General features: G+C 30.2%; 16 protein-coding genes. 10 read left to right on the forward strand and 6 right to left on the reverse strand.

The features are described from left to right. Nucleotides 1-41 precede the first annotated feature (41 nt). A complete protein-coding gene (locus UXY25_RS01160) occupies nucleotides 42-416 on the forward strand; it encodes a PUR family DNA/RNA-binding protein (protein ID WP_320814161.1) in 375 nt (124 codons plus the stop codon). 50 nt (nucleotides 417-466) lie between these two features. Here the strand turns inward: UXY25_RS01160 and UXY25_RS01165 are convergent, their stop codons facing one another. Continuing rightward, a complete protein-coding gene (locus UXY25_RS01165; protein WP_320814162.1) occupies nucleotides 467-808 on the reverse strand; it encodes a tRNA-binding protein in 342 nt (113 codons plus the stop codon). A gap of 118 nt (nucleotides 809-926) precedes the next feature. On the opposite strand from UXY25_RS01165, the gene UXY25_RS01170 reads away from it, so the two are divergent. Beyond that, nucleotides 927-1,481 carry a thioredoxin family protein gene (locus tag UXY25_RS01170; RefSeq protein WP_320814163.1) on the forward strand — a complete coding sequence of 185 codons (555 nt, stop codon included), beginning with the start codon at nucleotides 927-929 and terminating at the stop codon, nucleotides 1,479-1,481. Between the two features lie 20 nt (nucleotides 1,482-1,501). Then, nucleotides 1,502-2,218 (forward strand): hypothetical protein, encoded by a 717-nt coding sequence (locus UXY25_RS01175; RefSeq protein ID WP_320814164.1) that lies wholly within the window; start codon nucleotides 1,502-1,504, stop codon nucleotides 2,216-2,218. Here the strand turns inward: UXY25_RS01175 and UXY25_RS01180 are convergent. The 4 genes from UXY25_RS01180 to UXY25_RS01195 form a co-directional block, all read right to left on the reverse strand. Further along, nucleotides 2,215-2,718, reverse strand: a complete 504-nt coding sequence (locus UXY25_RS01180; protein WP_320814165.1) for a hypothetical protein — start codon at nucleotides 2,716-2,718, stop codon at nucleotides 2,215-2,217. The two genes, UXY25_RS01175 and UXY25_RS01180, sit on opposite strands and share 4 nt — an antisense overlap. Before the next feature lie 8 nt (nucleotides 2,719-2,726). Continuing rightward, nucleotides 2,727-3,317, reverse strand: a complete 591-nt coding sequence (locus tag UXY25_RS01185; protein ID WP_320814166.1) for a hypothetical protein — start codon at nucleotides 3,315-3,317, stop codon at nucleotides 2,727-2,729. An 8-nt stretch (nucleotides 3,318-3,325) separates the two neighbouring features. Continuing rightward, complete coding sequence (locus UXY25_RS01190; RefSeq protein ID WP_320814167.1) at nucleotides 3,326-3,643, reverse strand: cytochrome C; 318 nt, start codon at nucleotides 3,641-3,643, stop codon at nucleotides 3,326-3,328. Nucleotides 3,644-3,739: 96 nt separating this feature from the next. Further along, nucleotides 3,740-4,672: a peptidylprolyl isomerase gene (locus UXY25_RS01195; RefSeq protein ID WP_320814168.1), complete on the reverse strand. Its 933-nt coding sequence runs from the start codon at nucleotides 4,670-4,672 to the stop codon at nucleotides 3,740-3,742. Nucleotides 4,673-4,843: 171 nt separating this feature from the next. Between UXY25_RS01195 and UXY25_RS01200 the strand changes: the two genes are divergently transcribed. From UXY25_RS01200 to UXY25_RS01220, 5 genes are all read left to right on the forward strand, one after another. Beyond that, complete coding sequence (locus tag UXY25_RS01200) at nucleotides 4,844-5,647, forward strand: class I SAM-dependent methyltransferase (RefSeq protein WP_320814169.1); 804 nt, start codon at nucleotides 4,844-4,846, stop codon at nucleotides 5,645-5,647. Between the two features lie 64 nt (nucleotides 5,648-5,711). Then, entirely contained in the window at nucleotides 5,712-6,389 is a 678-nt protein-coding gene (trmD, locus tag UXY25_RS01205; RefSeq protein ID WP_320814170.1) for a tRNA (guanosine(37)-N1)-methyltransferase TrmD, read from the forward strand. 61 nt (nucleotides 6,390-6,450) lie between these two features. Next, the gene (locus tag UXY25_RS01210) at nucleotides 6,451-6,873 is read left to right on the forward strand and encodes a BLUF domain-containing protein (RefSeq protein WP_320814171.1); all 423 of its coding nucleotides are present in this window, start codon (nucleotides 6,451-6,453) and stop codon (nucleotides 6,871-6,873) included. Between the two features lie 119 nt (nucleotides 6,874-6,992). After that, nucleotides 6,993-7,349 carry a 50S ribosomal protein L19 gene (gene rplS, locus UXY25_RS01215; RefSeq protein WP_320814172.1) on the forward strand — a complete coding sequence of 119 codons (357 nt, stop codon included), beginning with the start codon at nucleotides 6,993-6,995 and terminating at the stop codon, nucleotides 7,347-7,349. 212 nt (nucleotides 7,350-7,561) lie between these two features. Then, nucleotides 7,562-9,784, forward strand: coding sequence for an NADP-dependent isocitrate dehydrogenase (locus UXY25_RS01220; RefSeq protein ID WP_320814173.1), 2,223 nt, complete (start codon nucleotides 7,562-7,564; stop codon nucleotides 9,782-9,784). A gap of 83 nt (nucleotides 9,785-9,867) precedes the next feature. Here UXY25_RS01220 and UXY25_RS01225 read toward each other — a convergent pair whose 3' ends face one another. Then, nucleotides 9,868-10,548, reverse strand: coding sequence for a hypothetical protein (locus UXY25_RS01225; RefSeq protein ID WP_320814174.1), 681 nt, complete (start codon nucleotides 10,546-10,548; stop codon nucleotides 9,868-9,870). Nucleotides 10,549-10,671: 123 nt separating this feature from the next. Here UXY25_RS01225 and UXY25_RS01230 point away from each other — a divergent pair, with 123 nt between their 5' ends. Next, nucleotides 10,672-13,050, forward strand: coding sequence for a TonB-dependent receptor (locus UXY25_RS01230; protein ID WP_320814175.1), 2,379 nt, complete (start codon nucleotides 10,672-10,674; stop codon nucleotides 13,048-13,050). A 4-nt stretch (nucleotides 13,051-13,054) separates the two neighbouring features. After that, nucleotides 13,055-13,894: a DUF4249 domain-containing protein gene (locus tag UXY25_RS01235; RefSeq protein ID WP_320814176.1), complete on the forward strand. Its 840-nt coding sequence runs from the start codon at nucleotides 13,055-13,057 to the stop codon at nucleotides 13,892-13,894. Nucleotides 13,895-13,920: the final 26 nt, after the last annotated feature.

A 13,920-nucleotide genomic window follows, 5' to 3' on the forward strand; every position in this document is an offset into this window, starting at 1 on the left:
ATTTTTGAGTTCTATAAAAACCATTAATAGATCGAAGGATTATGAATGAAAAAGAAATGTTAGATAAAGAAGATATCTTTTCTAAAGTATTAAGAGCAGGAAGAAGAACTTATTTTTTTGATGTTAGAGCTACAAAAGCTGATGATTATTACATAACCATCACTGAAAGCAAAAAGTTTACTGAAGAAGATGGTTCTTATCATTTTAAAAAGCATAAAATTTATTTATACAAAGAAGATTTTGCGGCTTTCCAAGAAATCTTAGAAGAAATGACATCATTTGTTGTAGATCATAAAGGTGAAGAAGTAATTTCTGAAAGACATCAAAAAGACTTCAAAAAAGAAGTTTATGAAAATGAAACTACTGAAACCGTTTCTACAAGCAGTTTTACAGATATAAGTTTTGATGATATTTAATCGCATTAAAACTTAAAAATAAAAAGCCCTGATGTTCTCGGGGCTTTTTTTTATCCTATTCTTAATCCGTTTTCAACTTTAAAATCTGGAGAAAGCAACACAATATCATTTGATTCTCCTACTGAACCTAAAACCAAACATTCACTCATAAATGTTCCTATTTGTTTTTTAGGAAAATTTACAACCGCTACAATTTGCTTGTTGAGTAAATCTTCTTTTAAATAACGCTTTGTTATTTGTGCAGATGTTTTCAAAACTCCAATTTCAGCACCAAAATCAATTTTTAATTGATAGGCAGGCTTTCTTGCTTCTGGAAAATCATTGACTTGAATAATAGTTCCTACTCGCATTTCTACCTTTTCAAAATCTTGCCAATTAATTTCTGTTTTCATGCTTATTCTTTTTGTAAATTTAAGAATTTTCAATCATTTTGTAACATTATTCATTTACTAACGTATAATAACAAGAAGCTAATAACTTCTGAAATTTAATTTCTAAACTCTTTTCAAAATGGCTCAAACTCCTTCAAACATGTTGCCACTTGGCACAAAAGCACCTGATTTTTTATTGCCTGCATCAAATTATAACCTAAGTTTTAATTTTAGCGAATGTAAAGGTCATAAAGGAACTTTGGTTATGTTTATTTGCAACCATTGTCCGTTTGTGCTTCATGTAATTGAAGAAATTGTAATGATTGCTAACGACTACAGAGTTCAAGGAATAGGAGTTGTAGCAATATCTAGTAACGACATTGTTAACTATCCGCAAGATGCACCCAATAAAATGACCGACTTTGCTTTAGAAAATAAAGTAGATTTCCCTTATTTATTTGATGAAACTCAAAATGTTGCAAAAGCGTATGATGCTGCTTGTACTCCCGATTTTTATTTATTTGACAGCCAAGACAAATTAGTGTATCGCGGACAAATGGATGATTCACGACCAGGAAATGAGATTTCAATTAGCGGTAGCGATTTGCGTAATGCTATTGATAGTGTTATTTACAACAGACACTTAAACGAAGTACAAAAACCAAGTATTGGTTGTAATATTAAGTGGAAGTAGTTTTTTATATAATTTTAAACATGAATAAAGACTATCGTAATTATCAATTAACATTTTGCAAAATTTGCAAATTAAGAGACTTAAATATTAATAAAGGAATCATTTGTTCACTAACAAATGATATTGCAAACTTTGAAAAAGAATGCGCCGATTATTTAACTGATAAATTAGAGTTAGATAAAATTAAAGTCAATATAAAAAACATAAAGGATAATTACAATACAAACAAAAATGTAAGTTTTATTTTAGGCACCTATTATTTTATCGAAAAAGAAAAAATAAAAAAGACTAATTTCTTTAGAACAAAAGTATTCACACAAAATAAGACTTATAATCAAATAGACTCTCGTTTAATAATACTCACAATCTCTGGTACTATTAGTTTAATATTTTTATTTATTTATTTTAATCAAAAATTTAATTCCGACTTTATTTTCTTATTTATAGCTACTCTTTTTATCGGAGGCGTTTCCTATATAGTAGAATCTAAAAAAGAAATAAATACTATTAAGACTACAGAAGATTATTTACAATATGGTAAATCTAAAATATATTGGAGAGAAATTTTAGATTATGGAATTATTAGAAAAATACAAAAGGGTGGAGATTTGTATATTCTAGAAATTTTTCGAATGAATCATACAAACGTAAAAATAATTCTAAACAATTATGATAATTTATCTTATGAAAAAATAATTGAAATTTTAGAATACAACAAAAGTGAATTAATAAACTAATTCTTCTCCATCACAACCTCAATAGGACGGTTCGTTCTTGGTCCAAATTGACGCGATTGTTTTTCATTTTCACTTGAACACAAAATATACATATTAAAGTTTTGCAAAGGAATTGTTTGGGTTTTATAAACTCCTTTTAAATCTGTAATTTTTACATTATAATTATCCGCAGGAAACGTATTCGTAACCGAAAGAAAATAACTTTCCGTTGCGTAAGGAAAAAACCAACGTTCCTTATCAGTGGGCTTGCTTATCAAATAGTTTCTGTCAAATAAAAGTGCTTTGTCTTTATTTACCCAACTTAAACTATTATCTGTATTTAAAACTTCTTTTCCATCTTCATCAACAATAGTAATTTGCAAATCGTTTATAACTGCAGTGTTACTCTTTTCATGTGGGATTACTACCAAATAAGAAGTGAAATCAAAACCACAATGAGGCACTTGACTGTAACCGAAAAGCGAAAAAAGAAGAAAGAATACAGAAAGTTTATTTTTCATTTTTAAGGTTATTGATTTATAAGTGTTTTCAATTTAACTTCATCATCCTTGTAAGATTCTATATAACCAATATTACTTTCTACAAAACTGATTAACGCATCATTTGAATTGCTAATTCTGTGATTACTTTTCGAGTTGAAATTTTTATAAATATAAAATGGAGTTTTAATTAATCCCATCGGAAAACCCCACCATCCTAGAAATAAATTAGAAACAATTGCTTTAGTACATTTAGAATCTAAACATTCTGAACATGCTACATATTTTTTAACTTCAGTATAAGTAAATAAAATAAAACTTTTTATTTTATAGATAAAAACTCCATTCAATTTTTTTGCTTTTGAACCACAATATGGACAAGGTAAACATCTTAATACTCTTGAAAATTCAATTATCTCATCAATAGAATATTCTCTATTTTGTGCAATTACACCTTGTAATAAATTTGGATTTAAACTTCGTTTTTTTATTTCGTTTTCAATAATTTGATAAACCTCAGGTCTTAATCCGTGGGATTTTGAAGTTGCTATTCTTTCAATTTCATAATCTTCTTTCAATGAATAATTTTTCTCTATTTGCTTTAAATCAATTCCACTCATAGTAAATATTATAAATTCATCGTTACATAGTTGTAAACCATCTGTCTTTCATCATCAGAAATTTTAGCTTTTTCTTGCATACTTATCATAATTGGCATCCATTTTTCTTTAGAATAGCTTTCTGGTTTAACTAAGTCATGGCATTTACCACATTTTGCTTCAAAAATAGTTTTTCCATGCGCCAATTCAGCAGTTAACATAATTACTGGCGCTTCAAGTTGTTCAGACGAAATGTTACTATTTACAGTTTCAGTCACAACAGCTTTTTTAGCAGTACAAGCCACTAAACCAATTGCTATAATTACTATTAAAATGTATTTTTTCATATTGTAAAGTATTTGAAGTAAATATACTAAAAAAGTAAAATCCCAAAAGAAACTTTCGGGATTTTATATTGTATTAATAAAACTAGTTACTAAAAACTATTTCACATCCATTAACTCAACGTCAAAAACTAAAGTTGCATCTGGCGGAATAACTCCTCCAGCACCACTCGAACCATATCCTAAATAAGAAGGAATCACAAAACGAGCTTTATCTCCTACTTGTAACAAAGCAATACCTTCATCCCAACCTTCAATTACTTGTCCTGCACCTAATTTAAAATCAATAGGCTGTTTTCTTTTGTAAGAAGAATCAAAAACTTGTCCGTTTTCTAAAGCTCCTTGATAATGAACAGAAACCGTTTTACCTTTTTCTGCTTGTTTCCCTTCACCTTTTTGAATCATTTTATAACGTAAACCACTTTCAGTAGTATCAAAACCAGCTGCTAGTTTTTCTAAAGCATCAGCACCTTCCTTTTTTTGGTCTGCTAATCTTTTCTCACGAGAACCTTCAAAAGTTCTAAACGCTTCAATAGCATTCCATTTTTCAGCTTCTGCTCCTACTCTAATAATTTCAATAGCATCAAGAGAATCACCTTGAGCAACAGCATCAACAATCTCTTGTCCTTCTACAACGTGACCAAAAACAGTATGCTTACCGTCTAGCCACTCAGTAGGGATATGTGTAATAAAAAATTGAGATCCATTTGTTCCAGGTCCAGCGTTTGCCATAGACAATACACCTGGTCTGTCGTGTTTCAATTCAGGATGAAACTCATCGTCAAATTTATAACCTGCATCTCCTGTTCCTGTTCCTTGTGGACAACCACCTTGAATCATAAAATCTGGAATAACACGGTGAAATTTCAATCCGTTATAATATGGAGTTCCCATTGATTTTACTGAGTTTTCTAACTGACCTTCAGCTAAACCAACAAAGTTCCCAACAGTTCCTGGAGTTTTATCGTGTGTTAATTTTACTAAAATACTTCCTTTTGGAGTATTAAATTTTGCGTAAATTCCGTCTTGCATGTCTTGTCTTTTTAAATTAAAGTGCAAAATTACTAATAATTTTTGACTATTTTTGGATATTTAGAAGCAGAAAATCATCTTTCTGTCACTTATTGTCCTGCTGTCCGCTATATCCCTGCAAGCAGGGGATGCCGCTTCCATCAGGGCTATAATTCAAAATTTATTTTTCAAATGAACTCAGAAAACTACATAGAAATCAATAAACAAACTTGGAACAACAAAGTCCCTATTCATTTAGATTCCGACTTTTACAACATGAAGAATTTCTTAAAAGGTAAAAACACTTTACCACAAATAGATGTTGAGCTATTAGGAAATATAAAAAGAAAAAACGTCTTGCATTTACAATGTCACTTTGGGCAAGATTCTCTTTCTATGGCTCGTATGGGCGCAAAAGTTACAGGTATAGATTTATCAGACAAAGCAATTGAAAAAGCACAAGAATTAAATAAACAATTAAACTTAAATGCAAAATTTATAAGTTGTGATGTTTATGATACTTTGGAACATATCAATGAAAAATTTGATATTGTATACACAAGTTATGGAACTATTGGTTGGTTGCCCGATTTAGATAAATGGGCAAATATTATTGCAAAAGCTCTAAAACCAAAGGGAAAATTAGTTTTTGTAGAATTTCACCCAGTTGTTTGGATGTTTGATGATGATTTTACCAAAATTCAATACCATTACCATAACGAAAAACCGATTATTGAAGAATATACTGGAACGTACGCCAATAAAGAAGCTGATATAAAAACAGATTATATTGGCTGGAATCATTCCTTATCTGAAGTTTTTCAAGCCTTATTAAAAAATGGTTTACAAATAGAGTCTTTTGAAGAATTCGATTATTCTAATTATAATTGTTTTAATCAATGCGAAGAATTTGAACCAGGAAAATATAGAATCAAGCATTTAGAAAACAAAATTCCAATGATGTATAGTTTGGTTGGAAGAAAAAAGGATTTTTAGATTTTTAGAAACCTAGACTTAAAACTTCGTAACTTTGCCTCTTTAACATTGCAATCCCTATAAAATGCGTATTGACATTATTACCGTTTTACCAGAACTTATAAGAAGTCCGTTTGAAGCTTCTATTTTGAAAAGAGCTATTGAAAAAGGACTTGTAGAAGTGCATTTTCATAATTTAAGAGACTACACAACGAATAAACAAAAAAGTGTAGACGATTATCAATTTGGAGGTGGCGCAGGAATGGTTATGAGCATACAACCTATCGATGATTGTATTGCTAAATTAAAAAGCGAGCGCGAATACGATGAAGTAATTTACATGACTCCAGATGGTGAAACTTTAAATCAAAGTATGGCTAACGGAATGTCGATGTTAAAGAATATTATTATTCTTTGTGGACATTATAAAGGCGTTGATCAAAGAGTGCGTGACCAATTTATTACGCGTGAAATTTCAATTGGCGACTATGTACTTTCTGGTGGAGAACTTGGCGCTGCTGTTCTTTGTGATAGTATTATAAGACTTATCCCTGGTGTTTTAAGCAATGAAACTTCTGCTTTGACGGATAGTTTTCAAGACAATTTACTTTCTCCACCAATATATACTCGTCCATCAGAATATAAAGGTTGGAAAATTCCCGAAATTCTTTTAAGTGGAAATTTTCCTAAAATTGAAGAATGGCGCGAACAAAAAGCATACGAACACACAAAAAACAGAAGACCCGATTTATTGGAAGATTAATCTCATTTATTTGATTTATTTTAATAAAAACTATAACTTTATCTGTCTAATTTTATTCTAAATGTACAGAATCATATATTTAAGTTCGGCAATTAAAATTCTTTCAGATGATGAAATCAATGACCTTTTGACAATCTCAAGAGAGAATAATCTTAAGTACGACATCACTGGACTTCTTTTGTATTCTGAAGGGAATTTTATTCAAATTCTAGAAGGAAGTAAAGAAAATGTTCTGAAAATATTTGAAAAAATAAAACATGATTCTCGTCATAGAAACATTATCACAGTAATTAAAGGACCAATAGTAAATAGAACTTTTTCTGACTGGAAAATGGGATTTAGCATCATTGAACCCGTTTTTTTAAAAAAACACCCAGAAATCAATCCATTCCTATTGAAAAAATCCAGAAATATAGACCTAATCACCAATACCTTTATTGATGCATTTTTAAATTCATTCAGAAAAAATATATTATATAGTTAATTTTTGGCTGTATAGTTTTTGTGTTTCAAATAAAATAATGTAATTTTGCAACCAGTTTTGGACTAACCTCTGACGATATCCGTGAATGTTACTCTAAATCAAATAGTTATATTTATATTATGGCAAATTTAGTAGATTTCGTAAATAGCGAATTCGTAGAGAAAAAAGATTTACCTGTTTTCGCAGCTGGTGATACAATCACTGTGTACTATGAAATTAAAGAGGGTGAAAAAACTAGAACTCAGTTCTTCAAAGGAGTTGTAATCCAAAGAAGAGGTACTAGTGCAACTGAAACTTTTACAATTCGTAAAATGTCTGGTGCAATAGGTGTAGAACGTATCTTCCCTATCAACTTACCAGCTATTCAAAAAATTGAAGTTAACCAAAGAGGTAAAGTTCGTAGAGCTCGTATCTACTACTTCAGAGAACTTACAGGTAAAAAAGCAAAAATTAAAGAAAGAAGATATAAAAACTAATTCTTTCTTAAAAAATTTAAAAGCCCTAACATCGTTAGGGCTTTTTTATTGATAATAAGTAGCCTTTAAAAAATGAATTTAATAATTAAACGCTCTTCAATTATCAAATTCTAAATTCCACGCCTTAAACAATAAACTAACATAAAATTGTGGTCAATATTTCTTATATTTGCGTGACTCTAAAAAATTTACATTAATTAAACATATATTTCATGTCTAACAAATCTAAAATTATTTACACCATTACAGATGAGGCGCCAATGTTGGCAACACATTCTTTTTTACCAATAGTACAAGCTTTTTCAAAGCCCGCTAATATTGATTTAGAAACAAGAGATATTTCTTTAGCAGGAAGAATATTATCTAACTTCCCCGAATATTTAAAAGAAGACCAAAAAATAGCAGATGCACTTTCAGAATTGGGAGTATTAGCAACGCAACCAGAAGCTAATATTATAAAATTACCAAATATTTCTGCTTCTGTACCACAATTAAAAGAAGCAATTGCTGAATTACAATCGCAAGGTTATGCAATTCCTAATTTCCCTGAAGAAACAAATACAGAAGAAGAAAAAACAATTAGAGCCAAATATGCAAAAGTACTAGGTTCAGCTGTAAACCCTGTGTTACGTGAAGGAAATTCAGACAGAAGAGCCCCAAAAGCAGTTAAAAATTACGCAAAAGCTCATCCACATTCTATGGGAGCTTGGTCTTCAGATTCAAAAACGCATGTTTCGCATATGAATGAAGGTGATTTTTATGGAACTGAACAATCAGTTTGTATAAAAGACGCTGGAAGCTTTACTATTGAATTTTTAGATGCAAACGGTACAACTAAAACATTGAAAGATAATTCTCCTTTAAAAGCAGGAGAAATTATTGATAGTTCAGTAATGAACATGAACAAATTGAGAAGTTTTATTGCTACTCAAGTAGAAGATGCTAAGGCGAAAGGAGTTTTATTCTCTGTTCACTTAAAAGCAACTATGATGAAGATTTCAGATCCAATTCTATTTAGTGCTTTTGTAGAAGTATATTTTTCAGCTGTTTTTGCAAAATATGCTGATTTATTTAACGAATTAGGTGTAAATACTAAAAACGGTTTAGGGGATGTTTATGCAAAAATTGCAGGTCACGCTAAACAAGCTGAAGTAGAAGCTGCTTTAAATGCTGCAATGGAAAACGGACCAGCACTAGCAATGGTTAATTCTGATAAAGGAATTACTAATTTACACGTTCCTTCTGATGTAATTATTGACGCTTCTATGCCAGCAATGATTCGTAACTCAGGACAAATGTGGAATACTGCTGGAAAATCGCAAGATACAAAAGCAATTATTCCAGACAGATGTTATGCAGGTATATACCAAGCTACAATCGATTTTTGTAAAGCAAACGGCGCATTAGACCCAAAAACAATGGGAAGTGTTCCTAACGTAGGTTTAATGGCGCAAAAAGCTGAAGAATATGGTTCACATGATAAAACGTTCCAAATGTCTGCAAATGGAACAGTTAAAGTAAAAGATGCTAACGGAACTGTTTTAATGGAACAAGCTGTAGAATCTGGAGATATTTTTAGAATGTGTCAAGTAAAAGACGCACCTATTCAAGACTGGGTTAAATTAGCCGTTAACAGAGCAAGAGCAACTGGAGTTCCTACTGTTTTTTGGTTAGACGAAAATAGAGCACACGACAGACAAATTATTGAAAAAGTAAATTTATACTTAAAAGATCACGATACAAATGGTTTAGACATTCGTATCATGAACCCTGTTGATGCTACTAAATTCTCTTTAGAAAGAATCGTTAAAGGTTTAGATACTGTTTCAGTTACAGGAAACGTATTACGTGATTATTTAACCGATTTATTTCCAATTTTAGAAGTTGGAACTTCTGCTAAAATGTTATCTATCGTTCCATTAATGAACGGTGGTGGATTATTTGAAACTGGTGCAGGTGGATCAGCTCCAAAACATATTGAACAATTTATCGAAGAAGGCTATTTACGTTGGGATTCACTAGGTGAATTCTTAGCTTTAGGTGTTTCTTACGAACATTTAGGAAACACATTTAATAATCCAAAAGCATTAGTTCTTTCGGATACTTTAGATGCAGCTACTGAATTATTCTTACAAAATGACAAATCTCCAGCAAGAAGACTAGGAAGTATTGACAATAGAGGTTCTCACTTTTATTTAGCTTTATACTGGGCAAACGCTTTGGCAAACCAAGATAAAGATGCTGAATTAAAAGCTATCTTCTCTCCTATTGCAAATGACTTAAATGCAAACGAAACTAAAATTAATGAAGAATTAATTGCAGCTCAAGGGAAACCTCAAAAAATTGGAGGTTATTATCATCCAAACTTTGAGTTAACAGATAAAGCAATGCGACCAAGTGCTACTCTAAATGGTATTTTGGCAAAATTGAAATAGAGAAATATTCTCAAATAAAAAAAGCTCCGAATCTTCGGAGCTTTTTTTATTTTATAAACCTTTTGCATTTTTGATTTTTGTGTTTATTTTTTTTCATCCTGTTTTACGACTATTATTTTAGCTTTTACACCTGTCGTTAAATTCCATTCGTTAAAAGTTACTAAGTTACCTTTGTCATCATAGACTCTAAAAGCTGCAGTATTTGGCCCAGATGTTCCTTGATTCAATGCTTCAAATTCAATTTTATTAAAACCATCAGACAAATCAATATAATACTCTTTAGAAGCGGACTCTAAGAGAATATCAGAAACTACAGCCTTGTCGTTTAATAAGATTTTCACTCTATCGCCATCAGGATACTCATGATCTCTACAAACAATTTTTAAATATTTACTTTTTACATCAAATTGACCCAAAAATTGATCGCTTTTAAAACTTTCATCAATAGGCTTATCAGCCAATTTCTTATTCAATTTATCTTTTATTTCGTCACCAGGGTTTTTAAAATCGTTTTTTTGCTCTAAAATACTTTTAGTAGGTTGTTTTTTATTTAAAATTGAATATTTCTTTAGGTAATTATCATCCTTATTATCTAAACTACTTTGAAAGTCAATTGAAGGTAAATCACTTGAAAAATCATTTGGAATATCTGCAGGAGCAGTTGATTTAAATTCTAACTTAATAGGTTTACTCTTTTTATCAAATTGAGCACAAATACTCATCGAATAAATCAAAAAGAAAGAAAATAAAATTGTTTTTTTCATCACATTATTTTTACAAACCTACACAAAAGGCTTAAAGCATTAATTATATTAACCATACATTAACAAATGTAATAAGTTAAATTTAAAAATAAATTGTCAACTTTGTAATACAAATATTATACCATGAACAAAACTATTAAATTAGTTTCTATAATTACCGTGTTATTTTTTATAAATTTTTCATATTCTCAAGAAAAATTTACCATAAGTGGTTCTATATCTGATATAAAAAGTAACGAAACTCTATTTGGAGTTAGTATTTATGTAAAGGACCTAAATACAGGAACAAATACAAATGAATATGGTTTTTATTCATTAACTCTACCAAAAGGAACTTATCAAATTACTGTTAGTTATTTAGGATTTTCTGAAATCACAGAAGAGATAATTCTTGATTCAAACACTAAGAAAAACTATAAATTAACTGAAGAAAGTTTACAATTAAACGAAGTAATTGTTACGGATAAACCCAATAAAATAAATATAAAAAAGGCTGAACTTAGCACCAATAAACTTGCTATTTCAACTATTAAAAAAATGCCTGCAATACTTGGCGAAGTCGACATTATAAAATCAATATTAACTTTACCAGGCGTTACAAATGCAGGGGAAGGTCAGTCAGGATTCAATGTTAGAGGTGGTGCAGCTGACCAGAATTTAATTTTATTAGACGAAGCTACTATTTATAATTCGTCGCATTTATTTGGTTTCTTTTCAGTTTTTAATGCAGATGCAATTAAAGATTTAAAATTATACAAAGGCGGAATTCCTGCTAAATATGGAGGAAGAGTAGCTTCCGTTTTAGATATCTATCAAAAAGAAGGAAATAGTAATAAATTCAATCTTAGTGGTGGAATTGGTTTAATTTCTACTAGACTATTAGCAGAAGGTCCAATTGTGAAGGATAAAGCCTCTTTTTTAGTAGCAGGTAGAAGTTCATATGCTCACTTATTTCTAAAACTTACTGACAATAAAAACTCTGCTTACTTCTATGATTTAAACACAAAATTAAGCTATGACATAAACGATAATAACAGCTTATATGTTTCTGGATATTTTGGCAGAGATGTTTTTAGTTTGAATAATAGTTTTGTCAATACTTATGGAAATAGCGTTTTAAACTTAAGGTGGAATCACCTTTTCTCTGACAAGTTATTTTCAAATGCTTCATTGATTTATAGTGATTATTATTACGGATTAAAATTAGATTTCATTGGTTTCAATTGGGATAGTGGTATTAAAAACTATAATTTTAAATATGATTTTAAATATTATTTGGATGATAAAACCAAGTTAAATTTTGGTTTAAATACAGTTTATTATGACTTTAATCCAGGAAAAATAGAACCCTCAAATTCTTCATCTGGAATAAACCCAGACCAATTGGATAAAAAATATGCATTTGAACCAGCTGTTTATATTGATATTGAGCAAAGTTTAAGTGAAAAATTTTCGGTGAATTATGGTTTAAGATACAGTTCGTTTTACCGTTTAGGAAAACAAGAAATCAATACGTATTTAAATAACGAGCCTGTAGTTTTTAATCAAGATTTACAAATTTACGAGAAAGCAACTCCTACTGGTACAGTTTCATATGGCAGAAACGAAACCATAGCTAGTTTTGGTAATTTTGAACCTAGAATTGCTATTTCATATGCAATAAATGAATCTGAAGCAATTAAAGCGAGTTACAACAGGATGTCGCAATATCTTCATCTTATTTCGAATACGCAATCTCCTACTCCATTAGATGTTTGGACTCCAAGTGATGATTTTTTAAAACCTCAACTTTTAGATCAATTTGCTATTGGTTATTTTAGAAATTTTAAAAACGGAAAATATACTCTTGAAGTAGAATCGTTTTATAAGAAAATTAAAAACCGATTAGATTATATTGACGGTGCTGACTTAATCGCAAACAATGCAATTGAGCAAGTGGTTTTAAACGGAAATGCTAGAGCTTATGGTTTAGAAATTTTAGCTAAGAAAAATGAAGGCCGATTAAACGGCTGGGTTTCATATACTCTTTCAAGATCTGAACAGCAAACACCTGGAAGAAATTCAAATGAAACCGGAATCAATAATGGTGAATGGTATAAAACCGGTTGGGATAAATTACATAATATTTCTGTTACTGGAATGTATCAATTGAATGAGAAATGGAGTTTTGGTTCAATCTTCTCTCTGCAAAGTGGTCAACCTGTAACGTATCCAAACGGTCAATATGTATACCAAGACATTTCTGTACCTAATTACGGATTAAGAAATGAAAACAGATTACCAACCTATCATAGACTTGATATTTCTGCAACTCTTGTTCCAGAAAAAAACAAAAACAGAAAATGGTATGGTGAATGGGTTTTTAGTATTTATAATGTGTACAGCAGAAAAAATGCGGCTTCTATCAGTTTTAGACAAAACCAAGATTCAGGCAATAATGAAGCGGTAAGATTATCTATTTTTGGAATAGTTCCTAGTGTTACTTATAATTTTAAATTTTAAAATCATGACTAAGATTATAATAAAAACTACGTTAGTTATATTTACAATAATAATTTCATCTTTTAGCTTAATCTCTTGTGAAGACGTTATTGATGTAAATTTAAACAGTACTGCTCCTAAGCTTGTAATTGATGCCTCAATAAAATGGCAAAAAGGAAGTATTGGAAACGAACAAACTATTAAATTAAGCACTACAACAGGGTATTTTAGCAACGTAATTCCAGTTGTTTCTGGAGCTATTGTGTTTATTACAGATAGTAACTCAGTTCAATATGATTTTAACGAAGATATTGGAACAGGAAATTACATTTGTACTAACTTTAATCCGGTTTTAAATGAAACGTATGTTTTGACAGTGATTCATGATGGACAAACGTATTTGGCTACCGAAAATTTAATTCCTTCTCCAACAATAGATTCAGTAAATCAAAATGACGAAGGCGGCTTTACAGGAACAGATATAGAAGTTAAGTTCTTTTTTCAGGATAATGGACTAGTTGATAATTTTTATCTTATTCAATTCAATGCCTCGTTTTTAAATTTACCCGAATATGATGTCGTTGATGATGAATTTTTTCAAGGAAATCAAATGTTTGGTCTTTATTCTAATGAAGATTTAAAAGAAGCAGACGAATTAACTTTTACGCTTCATGGTATTTCAGAACGCTATTATAATTACATGAATGTATTACTTGGAGTAGCAGGAAATAATGGCGGAAGTCCTTTTCAAACTCCTCCAGCAACAGTAAGAGGTAATATTGTAAATCAAACTAATTTTGATAATTATGCCCTTGGCTATTTTAGGTTATCAGAAATAGACACAATGTCTTATACAGTTCAATAATTATTTATAAATTCGTAGACATAATT

It is taken from the genome of Flavobacterium sp., assembly GCF_034111225.1.
Classification (GTDB): Bacteria; Bacteroidota; Bacteroidia; order Flavobacteriales; family Flavobacteriaceae; genus Flavobacterium.